This is a genomic window from Saccharothrix espanaensis DSM 44229, from assembly GCF_000328705.1.
GTDB classification, from domain to species: Bacteria; Actinomycetota; Actinomycetes; order Mycobacteriales; family Pseudonocardiaceae; genus Actinosynnema; species Actinosynnema espanaense.
In genome coordinates this window covers 7,831,017-7,848,115 of the sequence record NC_019673.1, presented here as the reverse complement: position 1 = coordinate 7,848,115, position 17,099 = coordinate 7,831,017, and the positions used below count along the sequence as shown (strand labels likewise).

Below are 17,099 nucleotides of genomic sequence, written 5' to 3'. Positions count from 1 at the left end.
AGCCCAGCCTCGCCCAGCCCAGCCTCGCCCAGCCCAGCCTCGCCCAGCCCAGCCTCGCCCAGCCCAGCCTCGCCCAGCCCAGCCTCGCCCAGCCCAGCCTCGCCCAGCCCAGCCTCGCCCAGCCCAGCCTCGCCCAGCCTCGCCCAGCCCAGCCTCGCCCAGCCCAGCCTCGCCCAGCCCAGCCTCGCCCAGCTCGGCCTCGCCGCCGGCTGCTCCGCCTGCCGCGCCCACGCACGCCGGGGACGCCCCCGCCGCAGTTCCGCCCGCTGCCGAGGTGCCGGGAGAGCCCTCGGTCGCTGCGCCCGCCGCGTCGATGCCTGCCGTGAGCGGTGCAGGTGCCGAGCGGTCCATGTCCCGTGCGCCCGCAACCGATACGCCCGCAACCGATACGCCCGCAACCGAAACGCCCGCCGGCGACGCGGCTGTCGCCGACGTGCGTGTTGCTGACGGGCCTGCCGCTGAAGGGGGCGCTGCGGACGTGACCGCCGTTGAGGTGCCTGCCGTGATCCCGCCGCCTGCGGGTCGGCCCGCGCACCCGGCGTCGGAGTCGCGTACGGCCGACGACGTGGAAGCCGGGATCATCGCGCTCTGGCACACGTACGGCCAGTCGCACGAGCAGGTCCTGCGCGACCGGCTCGTGCTGCACTACGCGCCGTTGGTCAAGTACGTCGCGGGCCGGGTCGGTACCGGGTTGCCGGCGCACGTCGACGTGGCGGACCTGATCCAGTCCGGCATCTTCGGTCTGGTCGACGCCATCGAGAAGTTCGAACCTGAACGTGGGCTGAAGTTCGAGACCTACGCGATGCAGCGGATCCGGGGCGCGATCCTCGACGACCTCCGCTCGCAGGACTGGGTTCCGAGGTCGGTTCGCAGCCGCGCCCGCGACGTCGAGCGGGCGTTGGAACGGCTCGGCGCCCGGCTCCAGCGCACGCCGACCGACCGCGAACTCGCCGCCGAGCTCAAGATCGGCCTGGCCGAGCTGCGCGAGCTGTACGCGCAGCTCCAACTGACCAGCGTCGTGGCCCTGGACGAGCTGATCGCGGCCGGGCGCAGCGTCGGCGGCGCGGGAGCGTCGCTGGCCGAGTCGCTGCCGGACGAGGGCGCGGAAGACCCGGTCGCGACCCTGGTCGACCAGGACAGCCGTCGCCAGCTCGCCGACTCCATCGCGCAACTCGCCGAACGTGACCGCGTGGTCGTCACGCTCTACTACTTCGAGAACCTGACCCTCGCCGAGATCGGCAAGGTCCTCGGCGTCACCGAATCGCGGGTCTGTCAGCTCCACACCCGTGCGGTCCTGCGCCTGCGCACCAAGCTCAACGAACAACTCGAATCCTGATCGCAGGATCGCAGATCGTCGGAAAGCCCGCTACGGCCCAGCCCGCCAAGCCCATTCCTCGTCAGGCCCATTCCGCGAACGAACCCTGTCAGGCCGGTTCCCCGCACGGATCGTTTGCCTTGAATTGGCGCACACCCCATGGGCTCAGGGCTTATGGGTTCGTGTGCGGTCTTGTAGAGCCCGGTGTGCGTTCACGTCGTGCATTTCTGACCAGGCCCAGCGCGCGGTGGTCAGTGCTCGGTGCTTGGTGCTCGGTCGGGTGTAGCTGGGTGGGTAGGGGGAGCAGGCGGACTGGAGGGCGGGACAGGAGGCTGAGGGGGTCCAGGTAGGCGCGGCGGGGGGTTGGGCGTAGGGCGGCCCAGTGCAGGCACGGGGTTCGGCAGCCGGCGTGGCCGGGGGTCAGGGTGCCCAACGGGGTGCCTTTCACGACCTGTTGGCCGCGCTTGACCAGCGGGATCAGCGGCTCGTACGTGGTGCGCAGGTTGCCTTCGTGGGTCAGCGACACCAGGTGGCGCCCGGCTACCGGGCCGGCGAAGTGCACCGTGCCGTCGGCGGAGGCCAGGACGGTCGTGCCCTCGGCGGCTCCCAGGTCCACGCCTCGGTGGCCGGCGCGGAACGGGGTCGGTGGGGGTTCGAACGTCCTCAGCACCGGGGGTGGTGGGGCCAGGGGCCAGGCGTGGCGGGGTGCCGCGGCTGCGGGGTGGGCGGGCCACGACAGCAGCAGCACGGCTACTGTCAAGGTCTGGACCAGCGGCGTTCGGATCGTGGGAGCCATGTGTCCACCGTGCCGGGAGGCGGCCGGGTCTACCAGCGGCACCTGGTGAACTGTGGACAACCCGGGACGCCTGTGGACAGCTCAGGGGCGGGTTCGGTGCCCCTGGCGCGGCGGCGTACACTCGTCTCGCGGCCCGTGTGAGTGCGGGGCGACTTCGCGTGCCAATGCAGACTTGATCCACTTCTCGTGGTCGAGTCACGGCGTCCGGCGGTCCTGAGGTCAACTCCGGTTCGGACGGCGGCAAGGGCACCAGGGCGGCGGTCCACCCGGTCCGCCGCGACCAACCGGAACGCGTGCCGGCGGACAGCCGGTGCGCCTGAACGAAGAGGTGCGAACCCGGCCATGGCCGTCGTCACCATGAAGCAGCTGCTCGACAGCGGCGTGCACTTCGGGCACCAGACCCGTCGCTGGAACCCGAAGATGAAGCGCTACATCTTCACCGAGCGCAACGGCATCTACATCATCGACCTGCAGCAGACGCTGACCTACATCGACCGGGCTTACGAGTTCGTCAAGGAAACGGTCGCGCACGGCGGGTCGATCCTGTTCATCGGCACCAAGAAGCAGGCGCAGGAGGCCATCGCCAACGAGGCCCTCCGCGTCGGCATGCCCTTCGTCAACCAGCGCTGGCTGGGCGGCATGCTCACCAACTTCTCCACGGTGCACAAGCGCCTCCAGCGGCTCAAGGAGCTGGAGTCGATGGAGCAGACCGGCGGTTTCCAGGGTTTCACCAAGAAGGAAATCCTGATGATGAACCGCGAGAAGGACAAGCTGGAGCGCACGCTCGGCGGTATCCGCGACATGTCCAAGGTGCCCAGCGCCGTGTGGATCGTGGACACCAAGAAGGAGCACATCGCGGTCGGCGAGGCGCGCAAGCTGAACATCCCGATCGTCGCGATCCTCGACACCAACTGCGACCCGGACGAGGTCGACTACCCGATCCCGGGCAACGACGACGCCATCCGGTCGGCCGCGCTGCTGACCAAGGTCGTCGCCGAGGCCGCCGCCGCCGGTCTGATGCAGCGCTCCGGCGCGCGGACGAACGCCGCCGACGGTGCCGACAAGCCCGAGCCGGGCGTGGCGACCGACGAGCCGCTGGCCGAGTGGGAGCAGGAACTGCTGGTGGGCGCGGACGCGACCGAGAAGCCGGCTGCCGCCGCCGCGGCGACGCCCGAGGGCACCACCGAGGCCGTCCAGTCCTGATCCGTCGGCACGCCGCGCCCGTCCTCACCCACGGGCGCGGCGTGCACCGGTGACCGCTACACCCCCGCGCGTATCCCGCAGAAGGAACGGAAAACCGCACGATGGCGAACTACACCGCCGCTGACGTGAAGCGCCTGCGCGAGCTCACCGCCGCAGGCATGATGGACTGCAAGAAGGCGCTCGAGGCGTCCGACGGCGACTTCGACAAGGCGGTCGAGATCCTGCGCATCAAGGGTGCGAAGGACGTCGACAAGCGCGCCGCGCGCACCACCTCCAACGGTCTGGTCTCCGCCGAGGACGGCGTGATGATCGAGCTGCGCTGCGAGACCGACTTCGTCGCCAAGAACTCCGACTTCCAGGAGCTCGCCGCCCGGATCGTCGCCGTCGCCAAGGCCACCCGCCCGGCGGACGTCGAGGCGCTCAAGGCCGCCGACCTCGACGGCCAGTCCGTCGACGCCGTGGTCCAGGAGTTCTCGGCCAAGATCGGCGAGAAGCTGGAGCTGGCGAAGGTCGCCGTCTTCGACGGCACCGTCACCACCTACCTGCACCGGCGTGCCGCCGACCTGCCGCCCGCCGTGGGCGTCGTGGTCGAGTACACCGGTGACAACGAGGACGCCGCGCGCGGTGCCGCGATGCAGGTCGCCGCGATGCGCCCGCGCTACCTAACCCGCGACGAGGTGCCGGCCGACGTGGTCGCCACCGAGCGCCGCGTCGCCGAGGAGACCTCGCGCGAGGAGGGCAAGCCCGAGGCGGCCCTGCCCAAGATCGTCGAGGGCCGGGTGAACGGCTTCTTCAAGGACGTCGTCCTGCTGGAGCAGGCGTCCGTGACCGAGTCCAAGAAGAACGTCAAGGCTGTGCTGGACGAGGCCGGGGTCACCGTGACCCGCTTCGCCCGGTTCGAGGTCGGCGAGGCCTGATTCGCGTGAGGGCGGGGTTGCGCGAGGATGCAACCCCGCCCTTGCCGTGTCCAGAGGAGGACCTGTGAGCGCAGAGGTAGACGCAGAGCCAGGCCACGGTTACCACCGGGTCATGCTCAAACTCGGCGGTGAGATGTTCGGCGGTGGCGGGGTGGGCGTCGACCCCGACGTCGTGCAGAACGTCTCCCGCCAGATCGCCGCGGTCGTCCGAACAGGTGTCCAGGTCGCCGTCGTGATCGGTGGCGGCAACTTCTTCCGCGGCGCCGAACTCCAGCAGCGCGGCATGGACCGCAGCCGCGCCGACTACATGGGGATGCTCGGCACCGTCATGAACTGCCTGGCGTTGCAGGACTTCCTGGAACGCGAGCACGGCATCGAGACGCGCGTGCAGACCGCCATCACGATGGGCCAGGTCGCCGAGTCCTACATCCCCCGCCGGGCCATGCGGCACCTGGAGAAGGGTCGCGTGGTGATCTTCGGCGGCGGTGCCGGGATGCCCTACTTCTCCACCGACACCACGGCCGCGCAGCGGGCGCTGGAGATCGGCTGCGAGGTCGTGCTGATGGCGAAGGCGGTCGACGGCATCTACACCGCCGACCCCAGGACCGACCCGGACGCGCTGATGTTCGACAACATCACCCACCGCGAAGTCCTCGAACGCGGCCTGAACGTCGCCGACGCGACCGCGTTCAGCCTGTGCATGGACAACAACATGCCCATCATGGTGTTCAACCTGCTCACCGAGGGGAACATCGCGCGCGCCGTGCGTGGTGAGAAGATCGGCACGCTGGTGAGCACCCCCGGTGGTCGCCCGTCCTTCTAGACCTGCTGGGATTCGAGCAGCACTTCGCACACCAAGGGAGTCAAGCCGTGATCGACGAGACCCTCCTCGACGCCGAGGAGAAGATGGAAAAAGCGGTGTCCGTGGCGAAGGAGGACCTGGCGGCGGTGCGCACCGGCCGTGCCACACCCTCCATGTTCTCCCGCATCGTCGTCGAGTACTACGGTTCGCCGACCCCGTTGAACCAGCTGGCCAGCGTCGCCATCCCGGAGGCCCGGATGGCGGTCGTGAAGCCGTACGACGCTTCCCAGCTGAACCAGGTCGAGAAGGCCATCCGCGATTCCGACCTGGGGGTGAACCCCAGCAACGACGGCGCGGTGATCCGCGTGGTGATCCCGCAGCTGTCCGAGGAGCGCCGCCGCGAGATGGTGAAGGTCGCCAAGTCCAAGGGCGAGGACGCCAAGGTGTCCATCCGCAACATCCGCCGCAAGGCCAAGGAGGAGCTCGACCGCCTGGTCAAGGACGGCGAGGTGGGCGAGGACGACGGCTCCCGCGGCGAGAAGGAGCTGGAGAACGTGACGCACCGTTACGTCGCCCAGGTCGACGAGCTGGTCAAGCACAAGGAAGCCGAGCTGCTGGAGGTCTAGGCCGCCGCGGCCGGAGAAGGTCAGCAAGGGGCGCGGTGGTCGCGTCGGTGTCGTTCGGCCGGATGACCGGTCGCGTGGTTCCCTTGGCCGGTCGACGGCCGTGATAGGAGCACAGGTGTCAGGCGGCGGTGAGCAGGGCGCGGCCGGGAAGAGCGCGTCACGTGCGGGCCGGGACCTCGGGGCGGCCATCGCCGTGGGTGTCGGTTTGGGCGCGGTCATCCTGTTCGCCCTGTTCACGGTGCGCCAGGCGTTCGTCGGGGTCGTCGCGATCGCGGTCGCGGTGTCCATGTACGAGTTGACCGGCGCGCTCAAGCGGGGCGGCGACATCAAGGTCGCGCTGGTGCCGGTGCTGCTGGGCGGCCAGGCGGTGGTGTGGCTGGCCTGGCCGTTCGGCCGCGACGGGATGCTGACCGCGTTCGTGGTGACGGTCCTGGTGTGCTTGATCTGGCGGCTCAAGGACGGCGCGGACGGCTACCTCCGGGACGTCACGGCGTCCATCTTCACGGTCGTCTACGTGGGCGTGTTCGCGTCCTTCGCGGTGATGCTCGTGGTCCCCGAGGACGGCGTGTTCCGCGTGCTGGCGTTCCTCATCGGCGTGGTCCTGTCCGACACCGGCGGGTACGCGGCGGGCGTGTTCTTCGGCAAGCACCCGATGGCCCCGGCGATCAGCCCGAAGAAGTCCTGGGAGGGCTTCGCCGGGTCGCTGGTCGCGGGCATGGTGGGCGGCGTGCTCACCGTCGGCCTGATGCTGGACGGCGTCTGGTGGCACGGTGTGCTGTTCGGCGCGGCGCTGGTGGTCACCGCGACCACCGGCGACCTGGTGGAATCGCTGATCAAGCGGGACCTCGGGCTCAAGGACATGGGAACGCTGCTGCCCGGCCACGGCGGTCTGATGGACCGGATGGACTCGCTCCTGCCGTCCGCCGTCGTGTCCTGGCTGCTGCTGCACGCCTTCGTGCCCTGATCGGACCTCAGTCGTCGTACGGGTCGTCCACCGGCGCGCCGGTGTCCTCCTCGGACAGCGGGACCACGCGGGACGGGTCGATCACCGAGAACGCCGCCCCGGTGTGGTCGGTGACCACGGTGACCCGGCCGAACGGGCTGTCGTACGGCTCGACGGTGACCCGCCCGCCCAGTTCCAGCACCCGGGACGCGACCGAGTCGGTGCCGATCTCGGGGTCGGCGGTGAAGTAGACCATCCAGTGCGTCGGGGTGTCCGGCGTGAACGCGCTGCCCATCCGCTGCCGGCCCAGCACGGTGTCGCCCTGCACCGCCCAGATCGTGTAGTCCACGGCGTGGCCGTCGCCGATCTGGGTCATCTCGAAGCCGCACAGCTCCTGGAAGAACTCGTCGGCCGCCGCGCCGTCGCGGGTGTTGAGCTCCGCCCACGCGTACGCGCCGTGGCCGTCGGTGCCGAACAGCCAGTCCGGCGGCACGTGCCGGAAGCCGATCACGCCGCCGGTCGGGTCCGCGATCAGCGTGCTCACCTCGTCCGGCTCGCGCAGGACGTGCCCGCCGATCGAGTGCGCCTTCTCCGCGGTCGCGCGGGCGTGCGGCGTGTTCAGGTAGAGCGTCCACCCGAAGCCGCCGTCGGCGGGCAGCAGTTCGGCGACCGGGAGGCCGTCGACCACGGCGACCGTGTGGCCGGCGATGTCGGCGTAGGTCCAGCCGAACAGTCCGGTGTAGAAGTCGATGGCCGCCTGCAGGTCCACGGTCGGCAGCTCCACCCAGCAGGGTGCGCCGTGGTGCAATTCGGCCAGGGCGGGAGAATTCGGGACAATCGACACCGCATTACCTCCTGCGAGCCGGGGGGAACGATCACGGTACGGCTCTACCCTGGATTCGTGAAGGGATTCGTCCGCGCCGCGCTGGCCGCCGTGCGTCCTGTCGACGTCCTGCCCAGCCCCAACATCTGGCACTGGCCGGACGTCTACGAGGTGGAGAACCGCGCGCAGGACGTGGACGGCGCGATCTGGCGCGTCCTCGCCGAGGGGTGCGACTGGGCCGGGCTGGACGTGGTCGACGTCGGGTGCGGCGACGGTTTCCACCTGCCGGTGTTCGCCCGACGGGCCAGACAGGTGGTCGGCGTCGAGCCCCACCCGCCGCTCGTGCGGCGGGCTCGGGCACGGCTCGCTGACGTGCCGAACGCGTCCGTGGTCGCCGGGCCGGCGCAGCGGCTGCCGTTGCCGGACAACAGCGCGGACCTCGTGCACGCGCGCACGGCCTACTTCTTCGGTCCCGGTTGTGAGCCCGGGTTGCGTGAGGCGGACCGCGTGCTGCGGCCCGGTGGAACGATGGCGATCGTGGACCTCGACGGTTCAGCGGAGCCTTACGGGCCATGGCTGTGCGCCGATGAGCCCCGCTACAACCCCGTGGACGTCGAAGAGTTCTTCACGGCACAGGGGTTCGTCATGCGCCGGGTGCGCGCGTTGTGGCGCTTCGAGACGCGTGAGGACCTGGAAGCGGTGCTGCGCATCGAGTTCTCCGCGAAGATCGCCGAACGGGCTGTCGCGCAGACGCCGGGCCTGTCGTTCGAGGTGGGGTACCGCGTCCACACCCGCCGCAAGCCGTCCGGTCTCGTGGTGCCGTGACCTGTGTCTTGGTTGGCTCGGCAAGTGGTTCCGGTCGCAGCGTGCACCTAGGATCGGGCGCGTGGAGAACCGGAACGCGGGCAGGCTGGGTCGTCAGGTCGGCGTGATCGGGCTGGGGTGCTGGCAACTCGGGGCCGACTGGGGCCAGGTCGAGGAGTCCGAGGCGCTGGCCATCCTGCACGCCGCCGTCGACACGGGCGTGAACTTCCTGGACACCGCCGACGTCTACGGCGACGGTCGCAGCGAGGCCCTCGTGGGCCGGTTCCTGCGGGAGCGCGGCGACGCCGGCCTCACCGTCGCCACCAAGATGGGCCGCCGGGTCGAGCAGGCGCCGGAGAACTACAACCGGGCGAACTTCCTGGCGTGGAACGACCGCTCGCGGGCGAACCTGGGCGTGGACACCCTGGACCTGGTGCAGCTGCACTGCCCGCCGACGCCGGTGTACTCCACCGACGAGGTGTTCGACACCCTGGACGAGATGGTGCAGGCCGGGCGGATCGCCGCCTACGGCGTGTCCGTCGAGACCACCGAAGAGGCGTTGACGGCGATCGCCCGGCCCGGTGTCGCCAGTGTGCAGATCATCCTGAACGCGTTGCGGCACAAGCCGCTGGAACGGGTGCTGCCCGCCGCGGCGGACGCGGGCGTCGCGATCATCGCGCGCGTGCCGCTCGCCTCCGGGCTGCTGTCCGGCAAGTACCGCCGGGACACCGAGTTCGGTGCCGACGACCACCGCAGCTTCAACCGCAACGGCGAGGCGTTCGACGTCGGCGAGACGTTCTCCGGCGTGCCGTTCGAGGTCGGTCTGGAAGCCGTGGAACGGCTGCGCGGCCTGGTGCCCGAGGGCGCGACCATGGCGCAGTTCGCGTTGCGCTGGATCGTGGACCAGCCGGGCGTGACGGTGGTGATTCCCGGCGCCCGCAACGCCGAGCAGGCACGGGCCAACTCGGCCGCCGCGGAGCTTCCGCCGGTGACCGCGCAGGACGAGGTCAAGGCGGTGTACGACGAGCTGGTGCGGCCGTTGGTGCACGGCCGCTGGTAGCTCACTCCTCTTCGGTGTCCTCTTCGACGTCCAGCTCGCCGAGGATGGCGTAGAGCTTGCGCCGGGCTTCGTTGAGGACCTCGACGGCCCGCGTCTTCTGCTCACGGGTGCCCGCGTGGGCCATCTGGTGCATCGCCGAACCCAGGTGCCGCGACGCCGTGCGCAGCTTGGCCGCCTGGACGTCGATCTCGTCGTTGACCTGCTCCCACGGCGGCGCGCCCTCCAGCTTGGCCGCTTCGGCCTGGCCGGACTCGGTGAGCGTGAACAGCTTCTTGCCGCCGGACTCCTCGGCGGCCGCGACGAGCCCCTCGTCGGCGAGCAGCTGGAGGGTCGGGTAGACCGAGCCGGGGCTGGGCCGCCAGAGGCCGTCGGTGCGCCGGCCGATCTCCTGGATCATCTCGTAGCCGTGCATCGGGCGTTCGGCCAGCAGGGCCAGGACCGCCGCGCGGACGTTGCCCTTGCGCTGCCGGCCGCGGCCCCGGGGACCGCCGGGGAAGAAACCCGGCGGCTCGGGAGGGACCGGCGGGCCGCCGAACGGCCCGAACCCGCCGCCGAAACCGCGCCGCGGGTCGCCGAAACCGCGTCCCCGCTGGTGGCGGTCGTGCCTGCCGTGGTGATCGGGGGTGAACCTCATGTCGTTGACTCCTTCATCGATCGGTTGTGACGTGTCGACGATATATCGGAACGCATCGCGATGCAACGGTGAGAGCGGTCGCGCGGACGTGGGACACTGGAGGGCGCTATGACTGCACTCCCCCTCGTCTTCGACGCACCCAAGCGCGGCCTGCCCCCGCGCCACCTCGCCGACCTCACCGCCGACCAGCGCAAAGAGGCCGTCGCGGCGTTGGGCGAGAAGTCGTTCCGCGCCGCCCAGCTGTCCCACCACTACTTCAGCCGGCTGACCGTCGACCCGACCGAGATGACCGACATCCCGGCCGAGTCGCGGGAGAAGCTGGTCTCCGACCTCATGCCGCCGCTGTGGACCGAGCTGCGCAGCGTCGAGGCCGACGCGGGCACGACCCGCAAGACGCTGCTGCGCGCGCACGACGGCACGCTGGTCGAGTCGGTGCTGATGAGGTACCCCGACCGGGCGACGCTGTGCATCTCGTCGCAGGCCGGGTGCGGCATGGCCTGCCCGTTCTGCGCCACCGGCCAGGGCGGCCTGACCCGCAACCTGTCGACCGCGGAGATCGTGGACCAGGTGCGCCGGGGTGCCGCGGCCATGCGCGACGGCGAGCTGCCCGGCGGTCCGGGTCGGCTGTCGAACATCGTCTTCATGGGCATGGGCGAGCCGCTGGCGAACTACAAGCGGGTGATCGAGGCGGTCCACCGCATCTGCGACCCGGCGCCGTCCGGGCTGGGCATCTCGCAGCGGTCGGTGACCGTGTCGACGGTCGGCCTCGTGCCCGCGATCAAGAAGATGACCGAGGAGAACCTGCAGGTCCGCCTGGCCGTGTCGCTGCACACCCCGGACGACGAGCTGCGCGACACGCTGGTGCCGGTCAACACGAAGTGGAACGTCGCCGAGGTGCTGGAGGCGGCCCGCGGCTACGCGGACCGGACCGGCCGGCGGGTGTCGATCGAGTACGCGCTGATCCGCGACATCAACGACCAGCCGTGGCGGGCCGACCTGCTCGGCAAGCTGCTGCGCCGGCACCTGGGCCAGCTCGTGCACGTGAACGTCATCCCGCTCAACCCGACGCCGGGCTCGAAGTGGGACGCCTCGCCCAAGCCGGTGGAGCGCGAGTTCGTCCGCCGGGTCAACGAGCAGGGCGTGGCCTGCACCGTCCGCGACACCCGAGGCCAGGAGATCGCCGCCGCGTGCGGCCAGTTGGCCGCCGAGGGCTGACCTGGACCTCCGACAACAATCGCGGTCGCCTCCCCTTCGGGAAGCGACCGCGATTGTGCTTTCCGTCGAAGTGCGGCTTACCCGCGCGTACGTCGATTGGCGATTTTCGTGACCGGGTGGCGCAGCGACCTCGTTCGATGAGGTGGTGCCGATGTGCACCGCAGGTGACCGTGGCCCCCGGTTTATGACCTGCGCGTGTGGAGCGGGGTTCGTTCGGGGTGGCGAGGGTTCCGCTCGATCCGCCGCCGGGTCTGTACTGGCTCGGAAGGCTCTCACACCGCCGCAGTGCCGCTGTCGGCTCGGTGGAACGGCCTGTCCGGCGGGCGTTTCGGTCGCCCGCGCCATCTTCCGGAAAGAGGCATTATGAGAAGTCGGGCCGTATTCGCTGCCGCCGCTCTCGCACTGGTGTCGACCTTGGGCCTCGCCCCGGCGGCGAGTGCCGACGAGGCGGTGTTCGTGATCGAGAGCGCGAACGGGTCCGAGGACGTGTGGACGCAGACGTTCTTCGACACGAACCCGGTCACGGCCGGCGAGTTCCGCGGCCTGGACCGCCAGCGGTGGATCTACGACTACGACGAGGACACGTTCCGCAACATCGGCACCGGCACGTGCGCGACAGCGGTCGACCGGGACCGGATCAAGGGCCGCGACTGCGACGACGACGACCCCGGGCAGAAGTGGACGCGCCGGGGCTCGGGCAACTCACGACTGCTGGTGAACAAGGAGTTCGGCACCTGCGCCGAGTACAAGGGGCTGGACAACCCGCTGAGGTTGGAGAACTGCGACGCCGAGAACCGCAAGCAGCGCTGGTACCTGAACGAGCAGTAGCAGTCGGCCGGACGCGCCCTTCCACCCACGGCGGGTGAAAGGGCGCGACGGGTCAGACCACCTCGTCCAGCTTGCCGGTCGCCACGTCGAACACGAAGCCGCGGATCGAGTCCTTGATCGGGATGTACGGGCTGTTGCGGATGCGGCCGATGGACTGGCGGACGTCCTCGTCGAGGTCCTTGAACGCCTCGGCCGCCCACGGCGGCTTCACGCCCACCTCGTCCTGGATGGCCCGCTTGAACTCGTCGTCGGTGAAGGTGAGCATCCCGCAGTCCGTGTGGTGGATCAGGATGATCTCCTTGGTGCCCAGCAGGCGCTGGCTGATCGCCAGCGAGCGGACCTCGTCCTCGGTCACCACGCCGCCCGCGTTGCGGATGACGTGCGCCTCGCCCTCGTTGAGCCCGAGCACCCGGTACACGTCCAGCCGGGCGTCCATGCACGCCAGCACGGCGACGTGCTTGGCCGGGGGCAGCGGCAGCGGGCCGGAGAACTGTTCGACGTAGGCGGCGTTGTTGGCCAGTAGTTCGTCCGTGACGGACATCGCGGGTAGTTCCTCTCACGGAAAGCAAGTGAATGTGTGCGCTGCGCAACGTTGAGCCAACTGTCGTATGCGAATGTGCGCAACCGGCGTTCACTGGGTGGGAAGTGCGGCCGGATACGATCTGCCCGGACTAGGGGGTCGGGGTGGAATCGAAGCTGGTCGCGGGGCGATACCGAACGGTCCGCGAGCTCGGCCGGGGTGGCATGGGGGTCGTCTGGCTGGCCGAGGACGAGGTCATCGGTCGCCGGGTCGCGCTCAAGGAGCTGCGCACCTCGTCGCGCACGGAGTTGGAACGGGTGCTGCGCGAGGCGCGCACGGCCGGCCGGGTGAACAGCCCCGCCGTGGTCACCGTGCACGACGTGCTGGCCGAGCACGGCACCACCTACCTGGTGATGGAACTGGTCGAAGCGCCGACGCTGGCCGACCTGATGCGCGCCGGGCCGCTGCCCGCGCCGAGGGTCGAGGAGATCGGGCTGGCGGTGCTGCACGCGCTGGAGACCGCGCACGCGGCGGGCGTCGTGCATCGGGACGTCAAGCCCAGCAACATCATGGTGCTGCCGCAGGGCGGCGTGAAGCTCGCCGACTTCGGCATCGCCCGCGCCCTCGACGACCCCGGCCTCACCGCGACCGGCGGCGTGATGGGCTCGCCCGGCTACATGGCCCCGGAGCTGTTCCACGGCCGGCCGCCGTCGCCGGCCTCCGACCTGTGGGCGTTGGGCGCGACGCTGTTCCACGCGGCCGAGGGGCGTTCGCCGTTCCTGCGCGAGACGACCGCCGCGACCATGCACGCGATCATGTACGAAGCGCCGGTCCCGCGCCGCACCACCGGGCCGCTGGCTGAGGTCGTGCTCGGGCTGCTCGCCCAGTCCGCCGAAGCCCGGCTGACCGCGCCCCGGGTGCGGGAACGGCTCGCCGAGCGCACCCGGCCGGTCGCGCACGACGCCGACACGGTGATCATCGAGGCCCCGACCTCGCTGGTCACACCGGTGACCGACACCCGGCCCGGCTGGGACGACGAACAGCCCCGGCCCCGACGCCGGATCGCGCTGCTCGCGGGCGGCGCGGTGGTCGTCACGGCGCTCGCGCTCACGGCGGTGTTCGTGCTGCTCCCGGAGGCGGAGACGGGCCGTGCGTCCGGCGTCGCGGGGGAGTCCTCCGCGACCACGACGTCGGTCACCACGTCGGCGGCTTCCACCGTGCCGACCACCGAAGCGACCACGACCACCACCACCACCACGACCGCCGCGACGGCCATCACCACCAGCGCGCAGGCCGCACCGCCGCCGGCGCCCACCACCACGACGAAGCCGCCGCGCGAGACGTCGGTCTTCACCCGGTTCCGCAACGCCGAGGGCTGGCACTACAGCGGGTCGACGCTGCTGGGCGTGCCGGCCGGCTACACCGCCGAAGGGCCGCTGGGCAGGCTCGCGGCCACGCCCGAGCCAGGCACCCGGCCGCTGTACTCGTGCGTCATCACCAACAGCCGGGACCGGATGAGCTCGGTGTCCTCGGACTGCGAGAAGCAGCAGGTCTACGGCTTGGTGGGGCACATCTTCACGGCGAAGCCGGCGGACGCGCCCGCCCAGGCGATCTTCCGCTGCAACCTGGGCGGGCACCACTTCGAGTCGCTCAGCCCCACGTGCGAGGGCAAGACCGTCGAGTTCCAGCTCGGCTGGGTGCTCGGAAACTAGCCCCTCGGGAACAGCCCGGAGGCTCAGGTGCCGATGTGCCCGGAGACTAGCGCTTGCGCCACGAGGTGCGGCTGCGCACCTGCTCCCAGATGAGCAGCAGCGCCATGCCGGCGCCGAACGCGATCACCCAGATGTTCTCGACGCGGCCCTCGTGGTTGCCGATCAGCAGCGAGAACGTCGCCAGCACGGACAGCCAGCCGGCGATCCTGATGCCCTTGGGGAACGTGCCGTGCCAACCCCACTCGGCCGACGGCTCGTCGTGGGTGTCGACCGCCGGACGCTTGTCCAGTTCCGAGGACGAAGACACAGCCGCACGACCTTCCTGCCCGATCACGTTCACCAACGGCGGCAATCGTCGCACATGGTGGGCGTGCGCGAGACGTGAGGTGCGCGGCACCGCGCCGGGGTCTACCCTCACCCGCTGTTTGACCAGCGAAAGGCGGCGAGTTGACCGACCAGCCCGGCTTCCACCCGGCCGAGGGGGCCACGCCCGACACGTTCGCGCCCGTCGAGGTGGGCCTGTACGGGGTGTCGAAGCGGTTCGCCGACCAGACCGCGGTGGACGACATCACGTTGCGGGTCCACGAAGGCGAGTTCTTCTCCGTGCTCGGCCCGTCCGGTTGCGGAAAGACGACCCTGCTGCGCATGGTCGCCGGGTTCGAGCGCCCGGACGCGGGCCGGATCGAGCTGGACGGCGTGGACATGGTGGGCGTGCCGCCGTACCGGCGTGACGTCAACACGGTCTTCCAGTCTTACGCGCTGTTCCCGCACATGTCGGTGTGGGACAACGTGGCGTACGGCGTGAAGCGCAAGGGCGTCAAAAGCGACCGGTTGCGCAAGACGGTCGGTGAGCACTTGGAGCTGGTGCGGCTGAGCCAGTTCGCCAAGCGCCGGCCCGCGCAGCTGTCCGGTGGCCAGCAACAGCGCGTGGCGATCGCCCGCGCACTGGCCGCGGGCCCGCGGTTGCTGCTGCTGGACGAGCCGCTGGGCGCGTTGGACGCCGTGCTGCGCAAAGAACTCCAGATGGAGCTGATGCGCATCCAGCGCGAGGTCGGCACGACGTTCCTGTACGTCACGCACGACCAGGAAGAGGCGCTGGTCCTGTCACACCGCATCGCCGTGATGAACGCCGGGAAGCTGGAGCAGGTCGGCTACCCGGAGGACGTCTACGAGCGCCCGGCGACCAGGTTCGTGGCCGGGTTCATCGGCACCTCGAACATCCTCGACGCCGAGGTGTCCGGTGTGGACGGTCGGTGGGTCGAGCTGTCCGCGCCGGGCGTGACCAGGCTGCGCGCCGTGCTGCACGGCGAGGTGCGGCACGGGCAGCGGGTCGCGGCGACCGTGCGCCCCGAGAAGGTGCACTTGTACGACCAGGCGGGCGAACCGCCGTCGGGCTGGTGCGTGCTCAACGGCATGGTGCGCGATGTCGTGTACACCGGGGTGTCGACGCAGTACGTGGTCGACGTGCCCGGTGGCGGCGAACTCGTCGCGTTCGTGCAGAACACCCGGCGCGTCGACGACGCGGGCGCGCCGGGGCAGCCCGTGCGGATGGCCTGGGACCCTGACTTCACCGTGCTGTTGGAGAGCGCTGATGACTGAACGAAACCTCCGGATCGCCCGCCTGTGGGACGTGGGCTCGGCGCGGGTGACCCGTCGGGCGGTGCTGCGCTCGGCGGCGTTCTTCGGGCTCGCCGCGACCGGCGCGTGCGGTGTCGGCGAAGCGCCGAGCACGAGCACCACCGCGGCCACGTCGAAGGTGAAGGCGGCCAACGCCAAGGATGAGCCGAAGCTCAACTTCTACAACTGGACGGACTACATCGGCCCGGACACGCTGTCGGGCTTCACGACCGCCGCCGGCATCGACGTCACCTACGACAACTTCAGCACCAACGACGAGATGGAGGCCAAGATCGCGTCCGGCGCGGCGGGCTACGACCTCGTCGTGCCCAGCGACAACTTCCTGCGCCGGTTCCTGCGCTCGGGCCTGCTCACGCCGCTGGACCACGACCTGCTGCCGAACCTGAAGAACCTGGAGCGGCGGTTCACCGAGGCCGACCACGACCCCGGCAACGCGTACTCGGTGCCGTGGGCGTGGGGCACGACCGGGCTGGCGTACTCGAAGTCCCAGCTCGGGGACGTGACCGGGTTCGCCGCCTACGACCTGGCCGCCGCGCAGGGCCGCAGCACGATCCTCGACGAGGCGCGCGACGGTCTGGCGCTGGGCCTGCTGAAAGCCGGTCACGACCCGAACACCACCGACGCCGAGCACTTGGACGAGGCGGTGGCGGTGCTGCTGGAGCTGAAGAAGAAGATCGGGCAGATCACCTCCGACGTGATCGAGCCGCTGACCGGCGGGCAGGTGCCGCTGGCCCAGTCGTACTCGGGCGACGCGTTCCAGGCGCGCGGGGCGAACCCGGACATCGGGTACGCCATCCCCGCCGAGGGTGGGCTGTCCTACGTGGACCTGCTGTGCATCCCGAAGGACGCACCGCACGCCGCCAACGCGCACCGGTTCATCGACTACGTGCTCGGGCCCGAGGTCGGCGCGGCGCTGGCCAACGCGGTTCGCTACGGCAGCCCGAACGCCGCCGCGAAGCCGTTGATCGACAAGGAGCTGCTGGACGACCCGCTGGTGTACCCCTCGCCGGAACGGCTCGCGAAGCTGCCCTTCACCAAGGACCTCGGCGGCGAGGTGGAGGCGCGGTACGCGGACGCGTGGACGAAGGTCAAGACCGGCTGATCCGCCGGGCCGGCGTCAGCGCGCCGACCGGAAGCCCCGCGCCCACCGCGACGAACGCCAGGTACGGCTCGTCCAGCCGGGCGAGCCTGGCCGCGACCTTCAGGCCCGGGGACCGGAGCCGGAACTCCAGCCGGGGGCCAGGGCCGTGACCAGGTGGTCGA

Annotated in this window: 18 protein-coding genes; 13 read left to right on the top strand and 5 right to left on the bottom strand. The window is 70.5% G+C overall.

Going from position 1 to position 17,099, the window contains the following annotated elements:
• The first annotated feature begins 349 nt into the window (after positions 1 to 349).
• On the top strand, positions 350 to 1,336 hold the full coding sequence (locus BN6_RS34190; RefSeq protein ID WP_015104433.1) for a FliA/WhiG family RNA polymerase sigma factor: 987 nt from the start codon (positions 350 to 352) through the stop codon (positions 1,334 to 1,336).
• 151 nt (positions 1,337 to 1,487) lie between these two features.
• Here the strand turns inward: BN6_RS34190 and BN6_RS44565 are convergent, their stop codons facing one another.
• Positions 1,488 to 2,111 carry a M23 family metallopeptidase gene (locus tag BN6_RS44565; protein ID WP_015104432.1) on the bottom strand — a complete coding sequence of 208 codons (624 nt, stop codon included), beginning with the start codon at positions 2,109 to 2,111 and terminating at the stop codon, positions 1,488 to 1,490.
• Positions 2,112 to 2,453: 342 nt separating this feature from the next.
• Between BN6_RS44565 and rpsB the strand changes: the two genes are divergently transcribed.
• From rpsB to BN6_RS34165, 5 genes are all read left to right on the top strand, one after another.
• Positions 2,454 to 3,314 (top strand): 30S ribosomal protein S2, encoded by an 861-nt coding sequence (gene rpsB / locus BN6_RS34185; protein WP_015104431.1) that lies wholly within the window; start codon positions 2,454 to 2,456, stop codon positions 3,312 to 3,314.
• Between the two features lie 101 nt (positions 3,315 to 3,415).
• Entirely contained in the window at positions 3,416 to 4,231 is an 816-nt protein-coding gene (gene tsf / locus BN6_RS34180; RefSeq protein WP_015104430.1) for a translation elongation factor Ts, read from the top strand.
• 112 nt (positions 4,232 to 4,343) lie between these two features.
• On the top strand, positions 4,344 to 5,054 hold the full coding sequence (gene pyrH / locus BN6_RS34175; RefSeq protein ID WP_051075841.1) for a UMP kinase: 711 nt from the start codon (positions 4,344 to 4,346) through the stop codon (positions 5,052 to 5,054).
• 47 nt (positions 5,055 to 5,101) lie between these two features.
• Positions 5,102 to 5,659: a ribosome recycling factor gene (frr, locus tag BN6_RS34170; RefSeq protein ID WP_015104428.1), complete on the top strand. Its 558-nt coding sequence runs from the start codon at positions 5,102 to 5,104 to the stop codon at positions 5,657 to 5,659.
• Between the two features lie 115 nt (positions 5,660 to 5,774).
• Complete coding sequence (locus tag BN6_RS34165; RefSeq protein WP_015104427.1) at positions 5,775 to 6,623, top strand: phosphatidate cytidylyltransferase; 849 nt, start codon at positions 5,775 to 5,777, stop codon at positions 6,621 to 6,623.
• 7 nt (positions 6,624 to 6,630) lie between these two features.
• On the opposite strand, the gene BN6_RS34160 is transcribed toward BN6_RS34165, so the two are convergent.
• Complete coding sequence (locus BN6_RS34160; RefSeq protein ID WP_015104426.1) at positions 6,631 to 7,446, bottom strand: VOC family protein; 816 nt, start codon at positions 7,444 to 7,446, stop codon at positions 6,631 to 6,633.
• Between the two features lie 57 nt (positions 7,447 to 7,503).
• Between BN6_RS34160 and BN6_RS34155 the strand changes: the two genes are divergently transcribed.
• Together BN6_RS34155 and BN6_RS34150 are read left to right on the top strand one after the other, a co-directional pair.
• Positions 7,504 to 8,250, top strand: coding sequence for a class I SAM-dependent methyltransferase (locus tag BN6_RS34155; RefSeq protein WP_015104425.1), 747 nt, complete (start codon positions 7,504 to 7,506; stop codon positions 8,248 to 8,250).
• A gap of 61 nt (positions 8,251 to 8,311) precedes the next feature.
• Positions 8,312 to 9,289, top strand: a complete 978-nt coding sequence (locus BN6_RS34150; RefSeq protein WP_015104424.1) for an aldo/keto reductase — start codon at positions 8,312 to 8,314, stop codon at positions 9,287 to 9,289.
• Position 9,290: 1 nt separating this feature from the next.
• Here the strand turns inward: BN6_RS34150 and BN6_RS34145 are convergent, their stop codons facing one another.
• On the bottom strand, positions 9,291 to 9,923 hold the full coding sequence (locus BN6_RS34145) for a PadR family transcriptional regulator (RefSeq protein WP_015104423.1): 633 nt from the start codon (positions 9,921 to 9,923) through the stop codon (positions 9,291 to 9,293).
• 108 nt (positions 9,924 to 10,031) lie between these two features.
• Here BN6_RS34145 and rlmN point away from each other — a divergent pair, with 108 nt between their 5' ends.
• Both rlmN and BN6_RS34135 read left to right on the top strand, forming a co-directional pair.
• A complete protein-coding gene (gene rlmN, locus BN6_RS34140; RefSeq protein ID WP_015104422.1) occupies positions 10,032 to 11,138 on the top strand; it encodes a 23S rRNA (adenine(2503)-C(2))-methyltransferase RlmN in 1,107 nt (368 codons plus the stop codon).
• A 405-nt stretch (positions 11,139 to 11,543) separates the two neighbouring features.
• A complete protein-coding gene (locus BN6_RS34135; RefSeq protein ID WP_158509476.1) occupies positions 11,544 to 11,966 on the top strand; it encodes a ricin-type beta-trefoil lectin domain protein in 423 nt (140 codons plus the stop codon).
• Positions 11,967 to 12,018: 52 nt separating this feature from the next.
• Here the strand turns inward: BN6_RS34135 and BN6_RS34130 are convergent, their stop codons facing one another.
• Positions 12,019 to 12,507: a beta-class carbonic anhydrase gene (locus BN6_RS34130; RefSeq protein ID WP_015104420.1), complete on the bottom strand. Its 489-nt coding sequence runs from the start codon at positions 12,505 to 12,507 to the stop codon at positions 12,019 to 12,021.
• A gap of 143 nt (positions 12,508 to 12,650) precedes the next feature.
• On the opposite strand from BN6_RS34130, the gene BN6_RS34125 reads away from it, so the two are divergent.
• Positions 12,651 to 14,198: a serine/threonine-protein kinase gene (locus tag BN6_RS34125; RefSeq protein ID WP_015104419.1), complete on the top strand. Its 1,548-nt coding sequence runs from the start codon at positions 12,651 to 12,653 to the stop codon at positions 14,196 to 14,198.
• Positions 14,199 to 14,244: 46 nt separating this feature from the next.
• Here the strand turns inward: BN6_RS34125 and BN6_RS34120 are convergent, their stop codons facing one another.
• Complete coding sequence (locus BN6_RS34120) at positions 14,245 to 14,505, bottom strand: DUF2631 domain-containing protein (protein ID WP_015104418.1); 261 nt, start codon at positions 14,503 to 14,505, stop codon at positions 14,245 to 14,247.
• 140 nt (positions 14,506 to 14,645) lie between these two features.
• Between BN6_RS34120 and BN6_RS34115 the strand changes: the two genes are divergently transcribed.
• Together BN6_RS34115 and BN6_RS34110 are read left to right on the top strand one after the other, a co-directional pair.
• Entirely contained in the window at positions 14,646 to 15,797 is a 1,152-nt protein-coding gene (locus tag BN6_RS34115; RefSeq protein ID WP_015104417.1) for an ABC transporter ATP-binding protein, read from the top strand.
• Positions 15,790 to 16,938 (top strand): polyamine ABC transporter substrate-binding protein, encoded by a 1,149-nt coding sequence (locus tag BN6_RS34110; protein ID WP_015104416.1) that lies wholly within the window; start codon positions 15,790 to 15,792, stop codon positions 16,936 to 16,938. Before BN6_RS34115 ends, BN6_RS34110 begins: the two co-directional genes overlap by 8 nt.
• Positions 16,939 to 17,099: the final 161 nt, after the last annotated feature.